Below are 22,077 nucleotides of genomic sequence, written 5' to 3'. Positions count from 1 at the left end.
TTGATCAACGCAAACAGGCGGGCGGCGCGCTGTCGTCCGCCTCATTCTTCCTAAAGTCGATTTCACCACTATGATCAAGCGCATTCTTCTCGGCGTGGGTGTCGTCGCGGCATGCACGGCGGCAGCGGTGACGACATCCCCGATGTTCCAGACCTGGCGTGGCAATCAAACCGGGTCCGAGGTGTCGCAGCTCGCCGTTGATCGCGATCCGCCTCTTTCCCGGACGTCCCGAACGACCGATGGGTCTGCCGACTCCTTGGATCGGCAGGTGCAGGCGTTGGCTATTCAGTTGCTGGAGAACTACGGCGAAACCATTCATGAAAAACGGGTGCAGGCGCTGCTGCTGGAGCTACGTGAGAAGCTCGTGGCACGCTACCCGGACACCGGCGAAATGCTGTTCGTCCAGGCTATTCGAACCGCCTTCCCGGACTACGCCGAGCAAATCCTGCATACCGTGACGCGCATGGCCGAATACAAACGTTGGCTGGAGGACAACCGTCTGGCGCTTGACGATATGTCGATGCTGGAGCGTAACGGCACGCTCTGGCGCAAGCGCGTGGGGCTGTTTGGCGAGGATGCCGAGCTAATTTGGGCGGAGGAGAGGAATGCGTGGTCCAGGAAGCAGCAGCAATTCCAGCAAACCGTGGAACGCCTTAACAATACGGACGTTAACTCTCTCGACGAGACCCTGTTCCAGCTCCAGTCCGCTTTACAGGAAACTTACGATAGCGCCACGCGCTCGGCGATGATTGATGGCAGCACGGTGGCCCAGGTCTACTTCGGTCTGGACTCGGTCCAGGGGAAGTTAAAAGACATGTCGCCGGAGGCCCGCCAGACCCAGATCAACGCTACCCGGCGCCAGTTGGGCTATTCGGAGGAGCAGGTCCAACGCCTGGCCGAACAGGATCAGCGTCGCAACGAACGTTGGGACAACGGCCATGCCTATATGACCGAACGGCGTCAGTTCTCAGAAAAGCTTGACGGCGAAGCTCTGAGCGAGGCACTCGGCGAGTTACGGGATGAATATTTCCAGCACGAAGCCAAGACCATCCGGCTGGAGGAGGAGAAAGGTTTCTTCCGCTACGAGCGGCCGCGATACTTTGGTAGGAACTGATGGTAGAAACTATCGATAGGAACTGGCAGTAGGAACGGTCGATAGGAACTGTCGATAGGAACGGTCGATAGGAACTGAGGGCGCCAGGCCGGCGCCCTCGAACGGCACGAGTTACTCGATGACCATTACGGTTTTGGCATTGACGAATTCCTTCATGCCAAAGCCGCCATGTTCCCGGCCATAGCCGCTGTCCTTCACACCGCCGAAAGGCAGGTGAGGTTGAGCGAGTCGATAGCCGTTGATGTTAACCATGCCGGTATCGAACATGTTTCGAGCGATATCGATGGCGCGGGCTTGATCCTTCGAGAAGATACCGCCGCCCAAGCCATACCGTGAGTCGTTCGCGACTTCGATCGCCTCGTTGTCGTCTTTAACCCGAATCAAGGATGCAACGGGACCGAAGAGTTCCTCGTCGTAGGCGGGCATGCCGGGTTTCAGGTTTTCCAGCACTGTAGGCGGATAGAAATAGCCCGGCCCACTCGGTACTTCGCCGCCGATCAGGCATTTTGCGCCTTTCTCGATGGATTCGCTGACCAGCTTGTGAAGGGTCTCCCTCAGATCGTCACGGGCGATGGGACCAATATCGTTTTCGGGGTCGGTCGGGTCCCCGTATTTGAGTTTCTGCATCTGATCGACCATGGCGTCCCGGAACGCTTCGTAGTGTTTATCGACGACGATGAAGCGTTTGGCCGACACGCAGGTTTCACCATTATTGATAACCCTGGCCTGAACACAGGTCTTGACCGCTTTTTCGATATCGGCGTCTTCAAGGACGAGGTACGCGTCGTTGCTACCCAGCTCAAGCACGGATTTTTTGAGACATTCGCCAGCCTTCGCCGCGACTTTGCTACCGGCACCGGGACTGCCCGTCAACGTTACCCCGCGCACATACTCGTGCTCGATGATTGGCGCGGTCTGTTTCGCATCGATAAGCAGGACGGTGAAGACGTTCTCGGGGAGGCCGGCCTCGCGACAGATTTTTTCCAGCTCAAGCGCTGACCCCCACACATTCGGGGCGTGCTTTAGCAAGACCGTGTTCCCCGCCATGATGTTGGCGATGCTGTAGCGAACGACTTGGTAGAGTGGAAAGTTCCACGGCTGAATGCCCAGAATAACGCCAAGGGGCTGATAGGTCACTAACGCATGGCCACCCTCCAGCGGGCGCTTTTCATCGGCTAATTCGTCGGCGCCGTTATCCGCGGTGTACTCGCAGATGGCGGCGCACAACTCCACTTCGTCACCGCCTTGACGTATGGGCTTGCCCATTTCCTGGGTCATCAGATCGCAGAGGGAATCCTTGCGCTCGCGGAGAATGCGGGCAATGTTGCGCAGTATCTCGCCCCTGTCGGAGAAAGAGGTTTTGCGCCATTCGAGAAAGGCTTCGTGTGCCTGGACGACCAGGGTTCTCACCTTATCGTCGCTGATCATTTGATAGCTTTCGATGGGCTCGCCGTTTGCAGGATTTACCGTCTGGTAAACATCGCTCATGCTCTTCTCCTTTGCGGTTGGGTCCATGATTAAGCGTCGTCTCCTATACATGGGGGTGAATAGCGACACTTACCAACAGCAAGGGGATTACCGTTTATCCACACCCCGCGCCTGTCTCCGCGTCCACTTGCGCAGTCGGGAAATGTGTTTGTTTTCAGGCAGCGCGTTGACGAGAAGCTCGTCGAAGCGGCAGGGCCGGTGCAGACCATAACCCTGTAGGTAGTCTACGCCGATGTCGCCCAGGATAGCGGCCGCCTCGTCGTTCTCGACGAATTCGGCGATGGTACATTTTTGCAGTGTATGCCCAATTTCATGAATGGCTCGAACAATGGCGCGGTCGCTTTCATCGGTGGCGATATGGCGAACGAAGGAGCCATCGATTTTCAAACATTCGACCGGCAGTTGGCGCAGGTAACTGAAGGAAGATAGGCCGGTACCGAAGTCATCGAGAGCGAAGGTGCAGCCCATTCTCGATAAGCGGACCATAAAGGTCTGCACATCCACCAGGTTGTGTACCGCAGCGGTCTCGGTGATCTCGAAACAGAGTTTATGGGCCGGAAGCTTGTGTTCGCGGATCAGGTCAATCACGAAGTCGGCGAAATCTGCCTGATCGAACGTGCGTCCGGACAGGTTTACATGACAGGCTTCGATGCGCTCGAGGTGTTCGGGGTGCCGTGACAACTGGCGGATAACCTCGCCAATGACCCAGCGATCAATTTTATTGACCACGCCATAACGTTCCGCTGCGGGCAAGAAAGCCGAGGGGGGCACGGTTTCGCCGTCGGTATCCTTCAGGCGGATCAATACCTCATAGCGGGGCAGGGCGGAGGTCCCGTCGATGGGCACGATCAATTGTGCGTCCAGGTAGAAACGGTTCTCATGCAAGGCGTCCTGAATGCGATTGAGCCAGGCCATTTCGCCACGATGGACCGCTTGCAGACGGTCGTTTAGCTCAGACACGTAAACTCGGTTACGGCCTTCGTTTTTGGCCACGTAGCAGGCAATATCCGCCGCCCGCATAAGCTCCCCGGTATCCGGGGCATCCGTGGTAATAGCGACCACGCCAATGCTGCAGCCGATACTGTGGTTGATGCCCTCCCAACTGAATACGATGGATTCGAGCGAAGTACGCAATTTTTCCGCCACGATCGCAGCCTGATCAAGGTTGCAGTTCTCCAGGATGACACCGAATTCGTCACCACCAAGGCGTGCCAGGATATCGTGGTCGCGCAGAGTGGACCGTGCGAGCTGCGACACTTGATGTAGGAGCTGGTCGCCGGCGGTGTGGCCGGAGGTGTCGTTAACCACCTTGAACTGGTCGAGGTCAATAAAGCAAAGCGCGTGGACCGACGCGTCCTTGCGGGCTCGTCCGAGGGTCGTGGCCAGGCGGTGTTCGAATTCGCGCCGGTTGAACAGGCCGGTCAGCTCATCGTGTGTGGCCTGGAAGCTCAATTCGTAAGCCAGCCTGCGGGATTCCGAAATATCCTCGAGCATGACGATCATATACGGCGACGTGCCGACCTGGTGCCACACCATAGAGGCTGTCAGCCTGGCCCAGAGTAGCTCGTTGTCGCCTTTGAGCAGCCGATACTCGGTAGTGGCGCTTGCCCTTCGGCCGTCCAGGAGCTCCAGGCGCTCCTGGCGATCCAGCGCCCAATCTTCCGGGTGGACCAAATGGTAAAAGGGCAGGTCGATCAACTCCGAACGATCGCGATGGAGCACTTCGCTGGCGGCCTGGTTCACTTCCAGAATGCTGCCGTCCGGTGCAATTTGCAGAATGCCGACCGCCGTCTGCTCAAAAATTGCGCGGAATTTCAACTCATGGGTCCGCTGAATGCGGACCAGCCGGTGTCCGATTATCCAGGCCAAGGCGGATAATAAAACCAGGAATTCAACGCTGGCGAGGGAGAGAATGGTGGTGGTCCAGCGAGCGGCTTCGCCCATCGCCACACGAAACTCCCGAGCCAGCGTGTCCAGTTCGGCGTTGATGGCCTTGAGGCGGCCTCGAAGGTTTTCGATACGCTCCGGACTCGGTGTTCCCGACTGCCATTGGCTTTCAAGCGATTGCGTGATTTGCTGGAGTTCAAGGAGGTAGGGATCGGTTTCGCGCCAGGCCTGGACCGCCCTCTGAAAATGATCCAGTTGGGAGAAATACCGGAACAGCCAGATCATGCGCGTTAAATCGCGGGGATCGTTTTGGCCCTGGATGAGTCCCGCTCGGGCGTCCTGAGCGTTTAGCGACTCCGCTTCCATGGCGCGCCGGGCGACCATGTCGCCCAATGGAATTTCAAGCCATCTTTTCGCGGCCTGCAGCTCCTCGGGTCTGCCAGTGCGGGCGTAGCTATCCAGGTGTAAAACGGCACTGACCTGTGCCCGTGACCACGCGCTGTTGCCGCCGGCGTAAGCCGCAATCGCCGACTGGATTTGCACCACCGAAACGGTAAACGCGACAGCAGCAAGCACGATAACGACCAGCCCGGTGATCAGGCTGGCTACTTTCAAACGTCGACGTTGCTTGCTACCGGATTCGGCACGTCCCATTGTTGCCTCCTTGCGGTGACCTCCCAATCCAGCTCAGCGCCGATAGAGCGTTATTCTTTTTGGCTGGTTTGGCTGTTGAGAGGTTACTGCCTCACTCTTTCGCGAGAGGTCTATCCAGCTCCTGTACCTCTATCTGGCTCCTGTACCTCTGTCCGGCTCATCTACAACTGTAGTCGCTAAATGCAGTGTTTGTAGGATGAGTCCACAGATTTCACATTGTTTTAGCCGGCTTGAATCTGGCCTTCCGGGGGCGGAGTATTGAATGACCGACACGCATACAGGAGAGTCCCATGGCTGGCGGATGGTCAAAGGACGGTGCGGTTCAGGATCAGATCGACAGCACCGTCGAAGACGAACTTCAGCGGGCGCGAGCCCAATTGCCTTCTGGCGAGAGCCTTGAGCATTGCGAAGAGTGCGATGCGGTCATTCCCGAGGCCCGCCGCAAAGCGTTGCCCGGGGTGCGCCTGTGCGTGCAATGCCAAAGCGAACGCGACAAGTCCGCAGGACCGCATAGCGGCTACAACCGCCGGGGCAGCAAGGACAGCCAATTGCGTTAGCTGGCAGAGGCTGCTTAGATAATTTCCACGCCTTCACACTTGTAGTGTCCAAGAAAGGTATCTTCCTGCAGGACATTACCGTCAAGATCGAAGCAGAACAGGTAGGTTTCGGTACGATCGCCAATTTCTACGCTTTTCAGGCCGATGCATTCATTGGGTCTGCCGGGGACGAGTTTGAAGGATGACACGCCGCGTTCCGGTACCCGCTCGCCCACCTGTATCGTGCGGATATCGCTGAATTCGTCGTCGGTGATAATCAGGGTATTCGTGCCTTTCTCCCGTTCGTCCACAGGTTCGTCGAAGGGGGTATTGGAAATCTTGCGCGGGAAGAATAGCCACTCGTTGCGGTCGGGGTGCCATTCGGCCGCCTCGTGGATCACGTAGCCGTCGGCTCCGACCCCCAGGGCGTCGCGGATGCGCTGGTATTGGTCCTGCCAGTTGATACTCTGGAGCCGGTAGTCGCGGTCCAGCACCTTAATCCACTCCTCCTGGGGTTTCTTACCGTGACTGCCGACGATCAACCGGTCGCCTTTCAAGGTGGCCCACTCGCTTTTAAAGCCCTTGAACCGTTCGTCGCCGCTGCCGGTCATGAGGATGTGACGCGGCACCAGCTGATTGTCGTTGCGGATCTCGCATACCAGGCCGGTGCGATCGTCGAAGGTGACCAGCCGCTCGCCGAACATCACCAGTTCGGAAAATTCAGCGCCGCGTCCACCCTCGGCAATCAGGCTGATCAACTGGTGCTCGCCGCCTTGGTCCGCCGGAATCTCTTCAAGTGAATAACGGACCTGGCCCGTTTGCGGATCCTGGCTGCGGGTCAGTCTGTCGTAGCGTAATGTGGATTGCCATGCGGTCTGGCCATCATCGAGTTCGACCTGTGAGGCGTGGTCCTCGTCGGTGATGATGGCAAGCGTGTAGGTGTCGATATCCGCAGTGTAGCGTGTCAGTCGCTGTCTATCCGCAAGTTGCATGGTCGTCGCCTGCCTTTGCGTTGTGGGTGTCGTATCGCTCGCGGTACCGGTTTAGCGTCTCGCAAGCGAATGTAGGGGTCAAATTAATGCGCGCCCTGGGGCGACGCCGGCGGCAAGCCGGGTACCCAGTCGACGATGCCGAAGCTTTCCGCGCTGATCCACACCACGAATACCAGATAGAACACCAGAAGAACAACGGACTCGGGCCGCGAAAGAACCATGTGTGTGCGCATCAGCAGGAAAAGCAGGATGGTGGCTGCGGTTAGCACCGCCATCATCGGCGCGGCGACGGAGAAGTTGATTGCCGTGGTACCGGCGATCAGCACACCCGCAGGGATACAGACCAGCAAGTCGAAGGTATTGCTACCCAGCACATTGGCGATGCTGGTGACGCCGCGGCCATCCCGTGCCGCTCGGATCGAGACAAAGGCGTCGGGGATCGAAGTGCCGGCAGCGACGACCGTGATGCCCCAGAGGAAACTGGGAGTATTGAAAATCTCGCCGAAATTGATGGCGGCACGCACCAGACCTTCCACGCCGATCACGATAACGATCAGCGACAGGCCCAGTTTGCCCCATTCCTTTGGCGCGGAAATACCCGTGGTATCGACTTTCTCGCCCTGGTCCAGCGTGTCCTGATACTGCACGAAGATATAGAGCCCATAGAGCGCGATGGGCATCAGAGCCAGCCAGCGGTTGATCTCGCCAACGATGGCGTTTTCATTCTCCACCGGGAAATAGATGGCGGCGAAGGCGAAGGTCAGCGTCAGCACCGCGACCGCGATCATGTAGAACTGGGCTTCTTTGTAGACCAGATCCCGGTTGGCTTTTAACTGTTTGCGGGTACTCAGCCCGGCGGCGGCAGGAATAATCAGGATATTGAACAGTGCCGAACCGACGATGGCGGCCACGCCCAGTTCGAATTCGCCGTGTATCAGCGTCGAAATGACGGTGGTGGAGAGTTCGGGGAAGCTGGAACCCACAGCGACGACAACGGCGCCCTGGACGATTTCCGGCAGGGAATAATAGGCCGCGAGCCGTGCGCTGGAGGTCTCCAGCAAGCCGCTGCCTTTCCAGATAATAGCCGTGCCGGTCAGCGCAACCGCTAACCAGAGCAGAATCTCCATGCGTCCTCGCGCCCAAAGTTCAGGGAGCCTCCAAAAAGTCCGTTTACAGGCTTGATGCTCGAAGGCCCCTTAAGGCTGCCTCAGGCAACAACCGTTAAGCAAGCTGCGCGGGGGTATCCGAATACACCGCCTGCTCGCCCCGTAATGCCGTAAACGCCCGTGAGATATGCCCCGCCAGGGCCTCGACGGCATTGTCACTCTGGCCACCGGACAGCATTTCGATTTGGTAATGGCCCAGCGGTGGGAGGCCAGCAGCCTCGGGAACCTGGCGAATAGGTTTGCGGACCAAGCCTTGGGGGAACGGGGCAACAGCGAGATCCGCTTCCATGGCGGCTTGCTGGCCAGCGCAATGTTCGCTGGTGTAGGCCACCCGGTAAGCGATGCCGGCTCGATCCAGTGCAGCCAGGGCCGTCGCTCGCCAAATGCAGCCGGGGCTGGCGAAGGCCACCGGCAGAGGCGAGCGTTCAATCGCCGTACCACCGGCGCGGTAGGCCCAAATCAGCGGCTCGGTGTGAACCACCGTTCCCAGCCCGGTTCGTCCTTCGCTACCGACAGTGACCAGCGCCAGATCGATCTCCCCGGATTCGATGCGCTCCATCATGCTCTGGCTGTTGCCGACCACCACATCCACCTGTACCGCCGGGTGAGAGCGGGCGAAATCTGCCAGCACGCTGGGAAGAATGCGCGTGCCAATATCGTCCGGCGTGCCGAATTTGACGGTCCCGCTAAGGCACGGCCGCAGGAATTCGGAGACCGCCTCTTCGTTGAGCTTCAACAGGCGCCGGCTATAACGCAACAGCGTTTCGCCCTCCGGCGTCAGGGAGGCGCGCCGTGCCTCCCGCACAAAGAGCTGTTTGCCGAGCATGTCCTCCAGCCGCTTAATCTGCATGCTCACCGCCGAGGTGGTACGAAACACCTGCTTGGCGGCACGGCTGAAGCTGGCGGTTTCCGCAATGGCAACGAAGGTTCGCAGCACGTCACTCTCCAGCAGGGGAAGGGCGCGCGTGTTCAGAGCTGGCGAGGTGACGTTCATTGGGATGCTCCGTGCTTTGCCTGACAAACCTTATGTTCAATTAAATTGAAATCATAGTGTAGTTTATTTCGATGGATTGAACAAAGTGGGCAATGCAACCTGACGTTCAAGGCTGGCGAACAGTAAGGGACTTGCCGGCAAACTCAACGGGTTTGAATGGAGGATCCGTCCATGACTGATCAAAACATGACAGATCGAAATATGAGCGAGGAAAACATAACATCGAGCCGCCGCCCTGCGTTTCAGCGTGACAAAACGCCGGTCCCCGAGTTCTATATGCCGGCCATGCCACCGATACACCTGACCGAAGCTCTGGATCGTTGGTTGCGTCTCTGGTTCCGGCGTCGTAAGTTTTGTCGTCTCTTGCGGTTCGACGACCGCAGCCTGGCGATCCTCGGACTCAACCGCGAGGATGTACGCTGGGCCGCCCGGCAACCGATAAAAACGGATGCCTTCGAGGCCTTGGAAAGACGGCAAGCGCGTTAGATCGATTGGGAAGGCCGCGTGTGCAGAGAAGCTCTATGGTTCCCAAGACGCCCGACACAGAAGGCCGATCTTACAATCGGCCCTCTGGCTTAACGGCGTCTAGTCGAAATGCCCATGCACCGCATGCACGATATCGGAAAACGATCGCGCCCGGGCATTGCTTTCCAGGGCGATGTGCAGGTGTCGCGCGATCAGGCTGGAGGAGATAAGCCCGCGCAAGCGCGTACGTCCGGGATAGTTTTCATCGTCCTCGAACACCAGGAAGTGGTCGGTCTGCGCCTGATTGAAGGTTTCCACCACATCCCCTATGCGGACGTTGGCAAGATGACGCATATGGACACTGGGAAACTGGTTGGCCCGCGCCATAATATCCTTCACTTGAACGTCTCCCAGGCTCGTGCCCATGGCGTGTGCCTGGGCCAGGGCCTTTTTGCCCAGGATATCTTTCAATGCAATGAGGCCGATGAATTCCTCCGAACGGTTGGTCACCAGCTTGAGTGGCGCATCGGCGAGCTTCATCAATGTACGGGCTTCGGTTATCGGCATGTCGCTGCCGATTGTTTCTGGCGGCTTCTCTCGAAAGTCGCGCATGACGGCGATTGCTGGATCGTCCGGGGTCAACTCGGGATGCACGTCAGGATCGACAATACGCGGGTTGGCCAGCACTTCACTGGTCGGTAACGGATGGTAGCTTGTGTTCATGGAGACGCCTCTCGTAATCGAATTCGTTAGATGCCCGAGTGCTGCCAACCGTGTTGGTTGGCGCGTTTCGGGTCGGTGTTCAACGGATTCAATGACGCGTCGGCGGGCCTTGAGGCAAAACCGGATAGCTGATCGAATAGGATTGGACGGCTGGCCGGGGGTGTAAGCCTACCAGCACCATCAAAGCCGCCAGAGCGACGAAACTGATCGCTTGGGGCCAGAAGGAAAGGTCAGCGGAGGAAAACGTATCGTCAGCAGCACTGGCGAAGGTATCGGCGCTATACGCCCCGGTTGAGTAGCCCGACGCCAGATCGGCGGGCCCGGACACCGTCGAGCCAACGAAAAACAGCGTGATCGCGATGGCGATCAAAATACGGCTGAAACGTGTACTTGCCATTGCGCTTGTCCTCGCGCTTACTGCGTATTGCTTGGACTTTCCAAGTTGGCATTGCTTTGATTATCAATGCTGGGACTGCTGTGATTGTCAATATAGAGACCACTTCTCCATTTTAAACCGCGTAGAAGTCCGTACACCTGACCTAGGTCATTGACTGCGACACCATCACGAGCCTGACGAACAACATGATGGCCAACCTATACCCATAAAACGGGAGTGCAGAGCGCATGAGCGATTCAGGGAGACTTCGGGAACAGGACTATCCCCTCAGCGCCGTGCCACCGGAGGCACGTAAGAGTCTGGCATCCATGGGGCTGGTGCTGCTGGGCTTTACGTTTTTTACCGCAACCATGTGGGTCGGCGGTTCGATCGGCGCCGCTTTCGATTTTGAGACCCTGTTGCTGGTGTTGCTGATCGGCAACCTGTTACTCGGCACCTACGCGGCGGTTCTGGCTTATATTGCCGCTCGCTCTGGCTTGAACACCGCTCAGATGAGCCGGTTTGCCTTCGGGCAGATGGGCAGTAAATTGTCGGATTTCATCCTCGGCTTTACCCAAATTGGCTGGTATGCCTGGGGAACAGCCACCATGGCGATTATGTTGGTCAAGATGACGGGGCTGGCTCAGAGCTGGGAGCTGCCCCTGATGGTCATGTTTGGTTTCGGATTTTGTATCAGTGCGCTTGTGGGATATCGCGGACTGGAATGGCTGTCGCGTTTTGCGGTGCCGGCCATGATGATTCTTATCGCGGTTAGCATGACCATCGCCATTATGGAGGGTGGTGGCATAAAAGGCCTGGGCGCCGTTGCACCTTCTGGCGAGGTGAGCATGGCGGCGGCAATTACGTTGGTATTCGGCACCTTTGTGAGTGGCGGCACCCAAGCGACCAATTGGACGCGCTTCGCTCGTTCCAGTAAAGCGGCGGTGTTTGCCACCCTGGCGGCCTTCTTTGTAGGAAACGGACTGATGACGCTGGTTGGTGCAGTCGGCGCGCTGGTCTACCGGCAAGCGGATATCGTCGACATTCTAGTAGCACAGGGCCTGGCGACCATGGGAATCCTGATGCTGTTTCTCAACCTGTGGACCACCCAGGATAACACCGTCTACAACTTCGCCATGGCGGGCTGCAATATGTTTCGCACGCGCCGCCGCAGGCTGATAACCGTGATTGGCGCCGGAATCGGCACGCTGCTGGCGGTGCTGGGCATGTACGAATGGTTGATACCTTTCCTGGCTCTGCTGGCTACCTTCATTCCCCCGGTAGGCGGCGTAATTATGGCCAACTATTTGGTCGCATGGCGTGGGGTTTACCCCAACCTGGAAACAGCCTCGCTTCCGGCCTTTAACATCACCGGCCTTGCGGCCTACGGTCTCGGTTCGTTGGCAGCCTATACCTCGCCGTGGATTGCACCTCTCGTGGGTGTGGTGGCCGCGATTCTCGCTTTTGCCCTGATTTATCTGGCCACGGCTTGGATCAAGGCGCGGCGTCCTATGACGTGCTGATCAATCAATAGCCTGTTCTGGCTTCCGTGCGCGATGGCCGGGTGCTCGTTTCCCGTACAGTCGTACCGGCGGAAGTGAACGGCTGGCCTGGCCAATAACAGGCTGTTCATTCACGAAGAAACTGCGTCGGGCTTACATCTGTTCGCTCGTTCACAAGGTCAACGACGCACGTTGTCATTTTCGGCCATCGTCGAGAAAGCGTGATCGGTTGGCAGAAAGACCAATTACTCTTCTTCTTATACTCGGGTCAGCGCTCGCAAGGCAGGGTGGTTATGTCCGCCATCAACTGACCGTGGCGAAGCGAGCATCCTTCCGGGCAACAAGGATAGGGCGAGGTCACTCTCGCCCGTTGCCGGTAGTCGGAGGTTCCTCAAACTGAAAGACCGGACTTCAGGGATGACCCAATGCACCCGTCCAGCCGCATGGTCTACAACGTGCCCATTGTTTCCGTGCGCTATGGCCGTCGATTTCTGCGCTTCATGGAGGCGCGAGGAATAGGGCGGCAAGCTTTGGTCGAAGGCTCCGGCATAGACCAGTCGATCCTCGATAATCCCGAAGCCTTTCTATCCATGAACCAGGTGATCCAGATCCTGCGCCAGGCGAATTCGCTGCTGCGCGACGAGACCGCTGGCTTTGAGTTCGGCCAGCAACTGGACTTTCCGGCCCATGGTCTACTCGGTTTTGCGCTGCTCGGCCAGGAAGACCCGCGCAAGCTGGTGAGCATGATCGTGCAGTACCTTCGGGTCTGTCTGCCGATTATGGATATGGAATTGAGTTCAACCGGCGAGGACGTGCGTATTCGCCTGCGTGACTCCTGGGAGCTGGGGGATCTCCGGCCCTTTATGGCCAAGATCTATATGGGCAGTATTCACGCGCTAGCGTCTCAGGCCTGTGGGCAGTTCCGCTTCGAATTCGACTTCAGCAGCGATATCGGCCTTGAGCGTTGGCATCGACTGACCCGGGGCGCCGAGGTCGTCTTCGATGCGCCGGCTACCCAAGTGGTTATGCCTCTCTCCGGTCGCCCGGTGAGGGACAAGAAGTTGGGGCTGGCGTATTTTCTGGCCAAGGCGCGTTCACGCGAAGAAATGCAGCCGGAAAGTCCAGGGGAGATCGTCGCCAGGGTGCGGGACATCGTCATGCACCACCCGGGACCGGGCGGCAGTCTGGACTGCGCTGCAAGGGAGCTTGGTATGAGTGCCCGTTCACTGCGTCATCATCTGGCGTCTGCAGGAACGACATTTCGCGAGATTCGCAACGGGATCCGCCGTATCTACGCCACGCGCTACCTCACTGAAACCACCGTGGCGCTGGAAGTCATCGCCGAGAAGATGGGGTTTAGCGACCAGGCCAGTTTTACCCGGGCCTATCGAAGCTGGACCGGCCATACCCCCGGGGAGATCCGGCGTCATCACAGCCGCGATACGTTGGATCACTGACTGGCTTGCCCCACCAATACGTTCCTTTTCCGATCAATACCTCATCTCGCTACAGTTTTCCAAGACAGTCTCCCAATACAGTCGTATCGGGCCAATAACGCATGACCTGTCAGAAATTTGAAGGTCTTCACGATTCAGCCGATTGATCGGGTTTCGTTCCTATTTTGTCAAAGAGCTTGCCGTTTCTGGCAATGACGGTGGTGGTCCCCGGCACGCCTAATGAGCGTGATGCACCACATCTCCCGAGGTGGGTGTATCCAGGCAGTTGTCTGTTTCAAACACGACGGACGACAGGGATACGCCGCAGATCGATAAAGAAGTCCTCATCGATGCAGTCTGCGAGCCCAACAAAAACAGTTAAATGCTCAAAGCAGAGGACGAACCATGAATTCGAAGAATGCACGCAGGCGCTCGCGCCATTTGCCGTTTGCCATTACCGCCGCGGCGCTGATGGCGGCAAGCGGTGCTGCGACCGCCGAACCGGTATCGCTCACCCTTGAATATACCTGCCCGTTTCCGTTGATCGGCGAACAGCCTATTTTGGCGGAAATCTCGGCGGACATCCCGACCGAGGCACAGGTCGGTCAGCCGCTGGGGCCCTTCCAGATCGAAGCCCTTACCACGGTTAACGAGAACTCCCGCACTGGCCTGAAACTGGTGGGGTCGGAGACCATCGAGGGTGTGGCCACATCCACCAATATCATTCGCACCGTCACCGGAGATACCAACATCACCGTTCCGCTGACGATTCCGCAATCCCCCATTCCGGACGAGACCGGTGCCTTTACGGTGCCGGCGACAGGCGACGCAGCCGCGCAGACATTCACCGCCGACCAAGTGGGCGAAGGCGCCATCGTCGTCGGTGGTCTGGTGCTGGATATGACCGCGCGCACGGCCGATGGCTCCGTCGCGCCAGCACCGATTGGCGAGTTCATTGCGGACTGTACCCAGGTGGCCGGTCAGGATAACGTTTTGCAGACGTTTCAGATCGTCGGCGAGCAGACAGCCGATCCGGTTATTAGCCTGGAACCGGCTGAAACCGTCGACTTCGGCGAAGTGCAATCCGGCCTGACAGGCGAACAGACTGTCACCATCTCCAACACCGGCGGCGCCGAACTGGGTATCAACAACATTACCCTGGGCGGAACCAACCCGGCGGCCTTCATGCTGACTAACGACTGCACCACCGTCGCTGTGGGGGAAAGCTGCAGCGTTGATCTGACCTACTACGCGGACGGCGACGGCGAACAGGTCGCGACGCTGACCGTGGATTCTACCGATCCTGAAAATCCGAGTGTGGCACTGCAGTTGACCGGCACCAGCTACAGCGTAGCGACACCGAACATCGCGGCTTCACCCGAGGACGTCAGCTTTGGTGCGGTCCAGGTCGGTACCACCGCCGAGCGGACCGTGACGGTTTCCAACACCGGTGCCGCTGCCCTGAATATTGCCGCGATCAACATCAACGGCGCCACCAGCGAGTTTATGCAGACCAACGACTGTGCCACGGTCGCGCCCGACGCAAGCTGTGCCGTTACCGTGACGTACACGCCAGCGTCAGCCCAAGCCGGCAACGCCGACCTGGTCATCGAATCCGACGATCCGGACAGCGCGAGCCTCACCGTTCCGCTCAACGGCGAAGGTGACGACGGCAGCAGCGGCACCGTTGACTTCCTGCTCGATATCGATGGCTCCACCTATATCAAGGCGTCCGACAGTACCCTGCCGATCAACGGCACCATCGACGCGGTGCTGGAGCTGGCGACGGGTATGTACACCGCTGACCTGAACATTGAGCCGACCCAGGGATCTTTCCGGGTCATCAAGTTCTTCAAGCGTCTGAAAGCCACGGCCAACGTCGAGTTCGAAGCGGTTGAGCAGACCACTGGCACCTTGGTCGACGGCACGTTGACTGCGAAGTCCAAGCTGATCGTCAAGGTGCCCAAGGTCACCATCAACCTGTTCGGCTTCAAGTTGCCGATTGGCGGCGGCGATCGGTGCCAGACCATCGATCCGGTCACTATCGACATGCAGTCGCCGGAAGGTGAAACCTTCAAACCGCTGGAAGGCGGCAACCTCTCCGGGACCTATGCACTGCCGCCTTTGGAAAATTGCGGCGGCCTGACCGACATCCTCAACCTGTTCCTGGCAGGCGATGGCAACGAGATCAACCTGGCGCTGACTCCGAACCTGTAAGGGGTCGCCGGGTGCCCCGCCCGGGGCGCCCGGTTTTCCAGGCGATAGCGGTGGGAGGCGACAACACGCATCAGACACTCCCGGTAAACGACGACTAAGCAGTGATTAAGCAACGACAGACCAACAATAACGAACCGAGCAACAATGAAAAAGGAACATGACCATGACTAGCCTGAAAACCACAGCCCTGGCGCTGGCTGTATCCGGACTGCCTCTCGCGGCGCAGGCGGAATTGAAGGCGCTCGACGACTCTGCAATGGGCGGTATTACCGGCCAGGCGGGGGTGACCATCGAATTGGAAACGCAGGTCAACATCGACGAGTTTCGCTACATCGACGAAGGCACGCTAGCGGTTAGCGACATTTTCGTCGGTGGTGCGGGACGCGACGACATGTTTTCAGAACTGGGTTTTGCCATTCCGAACGAAGCCACAGACCTGATCGACAACATCAGGATCAACATCGATGTGCTGGAAGATGGCGATGCAGCCATCGATGTCTTCCCGCTGTTTGGCTCACCCATCGATTTCGCGGTGCGCACGGGCGCCTGGGAACTTCGTGGCCATACCGATAGCACGCTGTTAATGGACAACCTGTCCATCGAAGGGTTGTTTACCGAACTCAAGATTCGTGTGGATACCGAAACCGACCACATGAATATCCGCACACGCTTTGCCATCGACGACATGGATGTGGATGTGCCCTTCATGGCCGTGGGCATACGGGATCTGGAACTGACGGGTGCGGATTACGACGATAACCCCAATATCGTCACGCTGGGCGCGATTGCCGAAATGGATGTCTACAAGGCGCCCAACGCTGCCGGTGTGGATAGTCTCGCGGTGGATATCAACACCTTCGACGCCGACATGAATATTGGTGGCGTATTGGTGGGTGGAACCTCCATTGGTTCCATCGCCCTGGATGATCTGTCTATCCAGCAGACGCAGATGCGTATCTACGGTCACTAAGGATTTAACGCAACCCCAAGCCAGGTCCGAAGACGATGTGTCGAGAGTGTGTCGAGGGCCACCCGTGCCTCCGCCGGTTATCTGTGCGGAGGCTTTTTTTGCCACATGGTATCGATGAGGCGTCCCAAAGACGCCGTAAAAGACAGTGCTACGAGTGTGCCGTGCGGTTAATTCGCTGATCTACTGCGCGTCGCTGACGGCGCTGGACAAGGCGCCAAGCCGCAGGCGGGGTGGTTCCCCGTTAAGGTTTGGAAACGACGGCCCAGCGTCGTCAGCGGCGCGCCCTTCGGGAGCCCCTGAGAGCTTTGATAGCCGCGTTGCGCTGGCTCGATTTGGAACCACCAAACCTTCGCCACCGCGCCTTGCTCTCAAAGCTCTCAGGGGCTCAGTAGATCAGCGAATTAACCGCACGGCACACTACGCGCGGTTAGCATCGATCAATACCGCAGCTTCAGCCCACCACAAGGCCTACGATCGGTGTCGTGCCTGGAACCGGCTCTCGGCGCGTAGGCGAACGTTGACTCCGGCTGGCCCGTGTACGCCATGAATAGCGCCTCCCTAAACTCGGTGCCGCGCACCGATAAGGCGTGGTCGATTTTATCCCGTAGGTCCGACAGGCCCTTGCGAAAGCTGATCGAGTTAGTCTCGCAGGTGATTGCCGGTTCCAAGACCCGCAGGTCCAGATCGTACTCGTGAATGAAGTTGTGGCTCCAGAAAAGGTCTTCGATGAACACATCGCCCCGGCCGGCTTCCAGCATGCGATAGGGTACGGTGTAACCTTGGACCTGCTCACTGCCATAGCTGGCCTTCACGACGGTGGCATGACCTTCAAGCCAGCGGCGGAGAGGTTCTGGATACTTGTAGCTATCGATAACGATAACCACCCGGTCGGACAGCTGTTTTAAAGTGCTGAAATGGGTGAGGGCATCCTGGTTGCGAACAATAGCCGCCGGCCGCCAGTAAGCAAAAATGGTTCTGGATTCGATGAGGTCGGTAGATATTGCCGGCGATGTGAGCATCACGATGTCCAGACGGCCTGACCGGACCTCTAAAATACAGCGTTTATAGGGCAGCCTGACGTACTCGATTTCCTGACCAATAGCCTCGACCGCCGCAGTAAGAAGATCTTTGGCGATGCCGACCAGTTCGTTCCGATCGTTTTTATAGATGTAAGGCTGCCAGTCGCCGTAGCAAGCGCGTAGAGGGTCAGCCCACGCCGTTTGCAAGAGCATGCTCGCCAGGACGCCCAGCGCCCACTGAACACAGGTTAACTTCGTTAATTTTTTCGATTTGGCTCGGTGCATTCTTCAGGTTGCTGCTCTAGTGGCGGACTCAGAACGTTCGTGAGAATCAGGGGTGGACACTCGCAATTATACAGAGCCACCCTAAATATGGACCAATAGCTCATAGTCTGAGATGGGCCAGTCGAGGAACTCTAAAGGTTCTGCGGCAAGGCCGATGGAGGGTAAGGACGTGTTCGAGGGAAGAATAAAGCCGGTGCCGCAAGGGCGGCACGGGCCATAATCGTCAGTCGACCCGGGTCAGGGTGACGTCGATGTTGCCACGGGTTGCGTTGGAATACGGGCATACCACGTGGGCCTTGTCGATCAGCTGCTTGGCCTGATCGTCGTCCATGCCGGGCAGGCTGATACGAAGCTCCACTTCGATACCGAAGCCGGTAGGGATCGGACCGATACCCACATTGCCTTCAACGGAAGTGTCGTCCGGAATAGACAGCTTGTCCTGGCTCGCAACAAATTTCATGGCACCCAGAAAACAGGCTGAGTAGCCCGCGGCGAAGAGCTGTTCCGGATTGGTGCCGTTTCCACCGCCGCCACCCATCTCTTTCGGTGTGGTCAATGCAACATCCAGAATTCCGTCGGAGGATACGGCGCGTCCGTCGCGGCCGCCGGTAGCTTCGGCTTTAGCGCGATAAGCAACTTTCTCGAGCGACATTCTAATCTCCTTGTCTCGGTTGAACGAATGTTGTGCTTTCGGATACTGCTGTAACCCTATAGCGCTTAACTTTGCGCGCTAAACGTTAGTGCAGTAAGTGCATAATTAGCCTAGTTACGATTTATTTTGTGCGCAAGTTAAATTTCGGTGATGGTCATGACCGTCTTTAAATCGATTCTTTTCTGCACGCGTTCTATCGCCCTCTATTGTCTTTTCCAAGCGAGTATCACCCTTTTCATACGGTCGTCGGCGACGGGCCATACGGTCGTTGGCGACGGGCTGAAGGCTGTCCTTAAAGGGCGCTCTGCAGGTTATTGCGAAGAGCCACCAGTTCCTCTTTCAGAGCCATCAGACGTTCGATGCTCCGATCGCTGGCGTCCGCGATACAACTCGGTACTGCGCGTGCTTTTTCGCGTAGCTGCTGGCCATCAGTGGTCAGTCGCAACTCGACAACACGCTCGTCTGTGGGGCGGCGGGTGCGTTTGATTAAGCCTTCGGCTTCCAGACGTTTTAGCAGTGGAGTGAGGGATCCCGGATCGGTCAACAGGCGTTGACTCATTTCGCCTACGGTAAGTCCGTTAGATTCCCATAGAACCAGCATGGCCAGGTATTGCGGGTAAGTCAGGCCCAATTCCCGGAGAAAGGGCTTATACACCTTGGTCATCATCAGAGACGTGGAATGCAGGGCAAAGCAGAGCTGGTTTTCCAGTCTCAATTCATCGCATTCGTCGTTCTTGGACATCGGAGGCTCCCCAGAAAGATATGGCGTTAATTTATCGCGCAAACTAATGGGATGCCAAGTTTCTAGCAACATTGTGAAGATGATTCAGACGCTGCACTAGCGGCATTTACCGATACCGATACGCCAAAACGACCTTGGCGGACGGGGCAACGATCACTAAAGTAGTAATATGGTTTTAGACGCTTATTCCGCGAGACCGCGTTCCATGACTGCTGATCTGCCACCCCTTGAGCTGCATCGACCTGAGGAGGCGGGCGCACGGCTGGCCGAATTTATCGACCGCCACCCCAAGTTGCTGGTGCTTACCGGCGCAGGTGTCAGTACCGATTCCGGCATTCCGGACTACCGCGACGGCGACGGTGCTTGGAAGCGTAAGCAACCGGTGCAGCACCAAGCGTTCATGACCGAAGACCACACCCGCCGGCGTTACTGGGGGCGCAGCCTCATTGGCTGGCCGGTGATGCGCAATGCCCAGCCCAACCCGGCCCATTTCTTACTGGCGGAGCTGGAGCGCCGAGCCCACTCGCGCCTGACGGTGACCCAAAACGTGGACCGCCTGCACCAGCGTGCGGGGGCCGAGTCGGTGCTGGATCTGCATGGTCGCGCAGACCAGGTGATCTGTATGGATTGCGGCTACCGCTGCGATCGCGACGAAGTCCATGCCCGCTGCAGCGACCTGAACCCGGCTTTTCGTCACTACACCGCAGCCACCGCGCCGGACGGCGATGCGGATCTGGATGTGGATTTCAGCAAGTTTCAGGTCGCGAACTGCCCCAATTGCGACGGTATCCTCAAACCCGATGTGGTCTTCTTTGGTGACTTCGTGCCGAAACAGCGCGTAACGTCTGCCTTGGATACCCTAAAGGCCAGCGATGGCCTGTTAGTCGTTGGTTCTTCGCTGATGGTGTATTCCGGTTTCCGCTTTTGCCGTTACGCCAGGGAGTGGGAAAAGCCGGTGGCGACGCTGAACATCGGTCGCACCCGGGCCGACGACCTGGTAAGCCTGAAGCTCAACGCACGGATTGGCGAGACGCTAAAAGTGGCGTTGGACGCCCTTTAAAACTGAGTTGTTGCTCGGGGGCGCTAACCATACATCTTGCGTTTTAGCTTGGGCAGAAGGACGTGTTAGCCCGGCAGAAAATGGCGGGTCAACTCCAGAACATTATGCTCGTGCCGGCGACGATAGGATTGTGCATCGGTGAGTTCTTGAATTAATACCGCGCCGCAACTGCAGCTCTTTGACGCTCCTCCCTGGTTTTTCGCCGACAGGCCATTGCTCAGAGGATTATACGGTTGGCCGTTATCGATCAGCCTTAGCAAAACCTGCCCCCGATCCAGCTCCAGTTCCACGTGCATTTCGACGCTGCGAGGCTCATGAGCGTGATGGCTGAATACGTCCTGCACTTGAGCGTTCAGCAACTGTTTAAGATCGGCATTGACCCCCGCATCGGCACCCGCTTCGGAGAAGTGTCCGTCGAGCCAGTTGAGCGCAGTGGGTAATTCCTTGGTGTCGGTCAGTTGAAAGCTCAGATTGGTTGTCGTCATAGTCGTTTGGAAATAATTTCAATCGTTGTAGAGCAACAAAGGCAATAGTTTGCATAGGATAGCCAGCGTTGCATTTACACAAGTAAAGCTCTGCGCCGAACTAGTGTGCCGTGCACGCGCGCCCGGGTCAGTCGAGAGACAGCTCCTGTAGGTACAATTCGCGCCGCTGCTCGAGCTGTGTCGTGAAAATCACTAAACGGCGTATTTCGTCCATGTCCATGGTACGCGATGCCGGAGCGTCACGGATCTCGCTCAGCGGGATGCGCACGCGGTTCATGCCGGATTGTAGCGGCAATCGCCTGTTGTAGCGGTCATTATAGGCATTGCGCCCGCGGTCGTGAACAACGTCGTTGACGCGGAGAGTCATGTCCACCGGCGTCCGCTCCGGATTAAATATCGTCACAACCAGGGCTTCATAGTTGCGCCAGTCGTCCGGCAAGTTATCCAAGGCAGCGCCGGTGTAAAAGTTCGTTCCCAGTTCGATGCGTAGGCTGAAATCGTTCTCGAACGTATGTTCGGTTGAGCGATACACGTTGCCTCGCCAGAAATGCAGTGGGTTCGACTGGCTGAAATCGTAGAGCGTCGGCAATTGCTGGCTAATGTGATACTGCCGTAGGGCCACTGCGGCCACTGCCGTGAGCTCTACGGCCAGTAGCGCCAGGGCGATGCCGCGTAGGAGCCAGCGTATAGCTCTGGCCCGGGACTGACGGGCACCGTAGGTTTGGCCGGCGGGCTGCTTCACCCAAGCCAATACCAACCAAGTGCCCACCAGATTTCGCAAAATATCGTGCCAGTCACTTTGACGGCCAAGGTTGCCCTGCAGCCATTCGATGACGATGCCCGCCACAATAACTGCCAACGTCATGCCCAACCACAGGCGAACGCCTGAGAGCCTATCCTGCGGCTGCAGCGCGAGCGTGAAGAGGGCGAAGAAGAGAATATGCCCCAGATTCCAGGCTGCCTTGAAAAGTGGACCGGATGTCCAGTCCGGGCCGCCCATGAAGAACAGAGGCAGCAAAAACAGCGCAATGGTGGCGTAGAGGATCCGGATGCGCCGGAATGGCGGAGTAGTAAAGAGGGTGGCGATATTCGGCATAAGACTCACTGTTAACTGGACCGCAGGCCGATCCATTCGCGACCGGACCTAGTTGGGCTGATCAGGCATCCGATCTGTTGACCTTTGGTGTTGACCCTAAGGGCCATCGGAGGCTTCTTAAGTCCCGGAGAGTAGCCACTTAATACCGCGAGAGCGGTCGACTGTCCAGGTGTCAGCTTACTTGACGATACTAAAGCAACGAATTTAACAGCCATCTG

At 57.7% G+C, this 22,077-nt stretch carries 20 protein-coding genes; 8 read left to right on the top strand and 12 right to left on the bottom strand.

The features are described 5' to 3' along the window. Positions 1–70: 70 nt before the first annotated feature. Positions 71–1,114: a hypothetical protein gene (locus FXO11_RS14790; RefSeq protein ID WP_148863697.1), complete on the top strand. Its 1,044-nt coding sequence runs from the start codon at positions 71–73 to the stop codon at positions 1,112–1,114. 111 nt (positions 1,115–1,225) lie between these two features. On the opposite strand, the gene FXO11_RS14785 is transcribed toward FXO11_RS14790, so the two are convergent. Together FXO11_RS14785 and FXO11_RS14780 are read right to left on the bottom strand one after the other, a co-directional pair. Continuing rightward, entirely contained in the window at positions 1,226–2,602 is a 1,377-nt protein-coding gene (locus FXO11_RS14785) for an NAD-dependent succinate-semialdehyde dehydrogenase (RefSeq protein WP_148863696.1), read from the bottom strand. Positions 2,603–2,689: 87 nt separating this feature from the next. Next, the gene (locus FXO11_RS14780) at positions 2,690–5,143 is read right to left on the bottom strand and encodes a putative bifunctional diguanylate cyclase/phosphodiesterase (RefSeq protein WP_148863695.1); all 2,454 of its coding nucleotides are present in this window, start codon (positions 5,141–5,143) and stop codon (positions 2,690–2,692) included. Between the two features lie 290 nt (positions 5,144–5,433). Here FXO11_RS14780 and FXO11_RS14775 point away from each other — a divergent pair, with 290 nt between their 5' ends. Beyond that, positions 5,434–5,700 carry a DksA/TraR family C4-type zinc finger protein gene (locus FXO11_RS14775; RefSeq protein WP_148863694.1) on the top strand — a complete coding sequence of 89 codons (267 nt, stop codon included), beginning with the start codon at positions 5,434–5,436 and terminating at the stop codon, positions 5,698–5,700. Positions 5,701–5,714: 14 nt separating this feature from the next. Here FXO11_RS14775 and FXO11_RS14770 read toward each other — a convergent pair whose 3' ends face one another. The 3 genes from FXO11_RS14770 to FXO11_RS14760 all read right to left on the bottom strand — a co-directional run bounded on the left by FXO11_RS14770 (position 5,715) and on the right by FXO11_RS14760 (position 8,831). Next, entirely contained in the window at positions 5,715–6,671 is a 957-nt protein-coding gene (locus tag FXO11_RS14770; protein ID WP_148863693.1) for a hypothetical protein, read from the bottom strand. A gap of 83 nt (positions 6,672–6,754) precedes the next feature. Beyond that, entirely contained in the window at positions 6,755–7,798 is a 1,044-nt protein-coding gene (locus FXO11_RS14765) for a sodium:calcium antiporter (protein WP_148863692.1), read from the bottom strand. A 94-nt stretch (positions 7,799–7,892) separates the two neighbouring features. Next, a complete protein-coding gene (locus tag FXO11_RS14760; RefSeq protein WP_148863691.1) occupies positions 7,893–8,831 on the bottom strand; it encodes a LysR family transcriptional regulator in 939 nt (312 codons plus the stop codon). A gap of 171 nt (positions 8,832–9,002) precedes the next feature. On the opposite strand from FXO11_RS14760, the gene FXO11_RS14755 reads away from it, so the two are divergent. Continuing rightward, complete coding sequence (locus FXO11_RS14755; protein WP_148863690.1) at positions 9,003–9,317, top strand: hypothetical protein; 315 nt, start codon at positions 9,003–9,005, stop codon at positions 9,315–9,317. Between the two features lie 99 nt (positions 9,318–9,416). Here the strand turns inward: FXO11_RS14755 and FXO11_RS14750 are convergent, their stop codons facing one another. Beyond that, a complete protein-coding gene (locus tag FXO11_RS14750; protein ID WP_148863689.1) occupies positions 9,417–10,019 on the bottom strand; it encodes a CBS domain-containing protein in 603 nt (200 codons plus the stop codon). 88 nt (positions 10,020–10,107) lie between these two features. Beyond that, entirely contained in the window at positions 10,108–10,416 is a 309-nt protein-coding gene (locus tag FXO11_RS14745) for a hypothetical protein (protein WP_148863688.1), read from the bottom strand. A 227-nt stretch (positions 10,417–10,643) separates the two neighbouring features. Between FXO11_RS14745 and codB the strand changes: the two genes are divergently transcribed. The 4 genes from codB to FXO11_RS14725 all read left to right on the top strand — a co-directional run bounded on the left by codB (position 10,644) and on the right by FXO11_RS14725 (position 16,520). After that, entirely contained in the window at positions 10,644–11,918 is a 1,275-nt protein-coding gene (gene codB / locus FXO11_RS14740; RefSeq protein WP_148863687.1) for a cytosine permease, read from the top strand. Positions 11,919–12,322: 404 nt separating this feature from the next. Next, a complete protein-coding gene (locus tag FXO11_RS14735) occupies positions 12,323–13,354 on the top strand; it encodes an AraC family transcriptional regulator (protein WP_148863686.1) in 1,032 nt (343 codons plus the stop codon). A 384-nt stretch (positions 13,355–13,738) separates the two neighbouring features. Then, complete coding sequence (locus FXO11_RS14730; protein ID WP_227545919.1) at positions 13,739–15,550, top strand: choice-of-anchor D domain-containing protein; 1,812 nt, start codon at positions 13,739–13,741, stop codon at positions 15,548–15,550. 163 nt (positions 15,551–15,713) lie between these two features. Beyond that, complete coding sequence (locus FXO11_RS14725; protein WP_148863685.1) at positions 15,714–16,520, top strand: DUF6160 family protein; 807 nt, start codon at positions 15,714–15,716, stop codon at positions 16,518–16,520. A gap of 437 nt (positions 16,521–16,957) precedes the next feature. Here the strand turns inward: FXO11_RS14725 and FXO11_RS14720 are convergent, their stop codons facing one another. The 3 genes from FXO11_RS14720 to FXO11_RS14710 form a co-directional block, all read right to left on the bottom strand. Continuing rightward, positions 16,958–17,752: a substrate-binding periplasmic protein gene (locus FXO11_RS14720; protein WP_168203179.1), complete on the bottom strand. Its 795-nt coding sequence runs from the start codon at positions 17,750–17,752 to the stop codon at positions 16,958–16,960. 295 nt (positions 17,753–18,047) lie between these two features. Continuing rightward, positions 18,048–18,476: an organic hydroperoxide resistance protein gene (locus tag FXO11_RS14715; RefSeq protein WP_148863683.1), complete on the bottom strand. Its 429-nt coding sequence runs from the start codon at positions 18,474–18,476 to the stop codon at positions 18,048–18,050. Between the two features lie 292 nt (positions 18,477–18,768). After that, positions 18,769–19,218, bottom strand: coding sequence for a MarR family winged helix-turn-helix transcriptional regulator (locus tag FXO11_RS14710; RefSeq protein ID WP_148863682.1), 450 nt, complete (start codon positions 19,216–19,218; stop codon positions 18,769–18,771). A 169-nt stretch (positions 19,219–19,387) separates the two neighbouring features. Here FXO11_RS14710 and FXO11_RS14705 point away from each other — a divergent pair, with 169 nt between their 5' ends. Further along, positions 19,388–20,278 carry an NAD-dependent protein deacetylase gene (locus FXO11_RS14705; protein WP_148863681.1) on the top strand — a complete coding sequence of 297 codons (891 nt, stop codon included), beginning with the start codon at positions 19,388–19,390 and terminating at the stop codon, positions 20,276–20,278. 65 nt (positions 20,279–20,343) lie between these two features. Here FXO11_RS14705 and FXO11_RS14700 read toward each other — a convergent pair whose 3' ends face one another. Then, positions 20,344–20,763 (bottom strand): ATP-binding protein, encoded by a 420-nt coding sequence (locus FXO11_RS14700; RefSeq protein ID WP_148863680.1) that lies wholly within the window; start codon positions 20,761–20,763, stop codon positions 20,344–20,346. 127 nt (positions 20,764–20,890) lie between these two features. Continuing rightward, positions 20,891–21,859 carry a VanZ family protein gene (locus FXO11_RS14695; RefSeq protein ID WP_148863679.1) on the bottom strand — a complete coding sequence of 323 codons (969 nt, stop codon included), beginning with the start codon at positions 21,857–21,859 and terminating at the stop codon, positions 20,891–20,893. Between the last annotated feature and the right edge of the window lie 218 nt (positions 21,860–22,077).

Source organism: Marinobacter fonticola (assembly GCF_008122265.1).
GTDB classification, from domain to species: Bacteria; Pseudomonadota; Gammaproteobacteria; order Pseudomonadales; family Oleiphilaceae; genus Marinobacter_A; species Marinobacter_A fonticola.
This window is presented reverse-complemented; position numbering and strand designations above follow the sequence as displayed.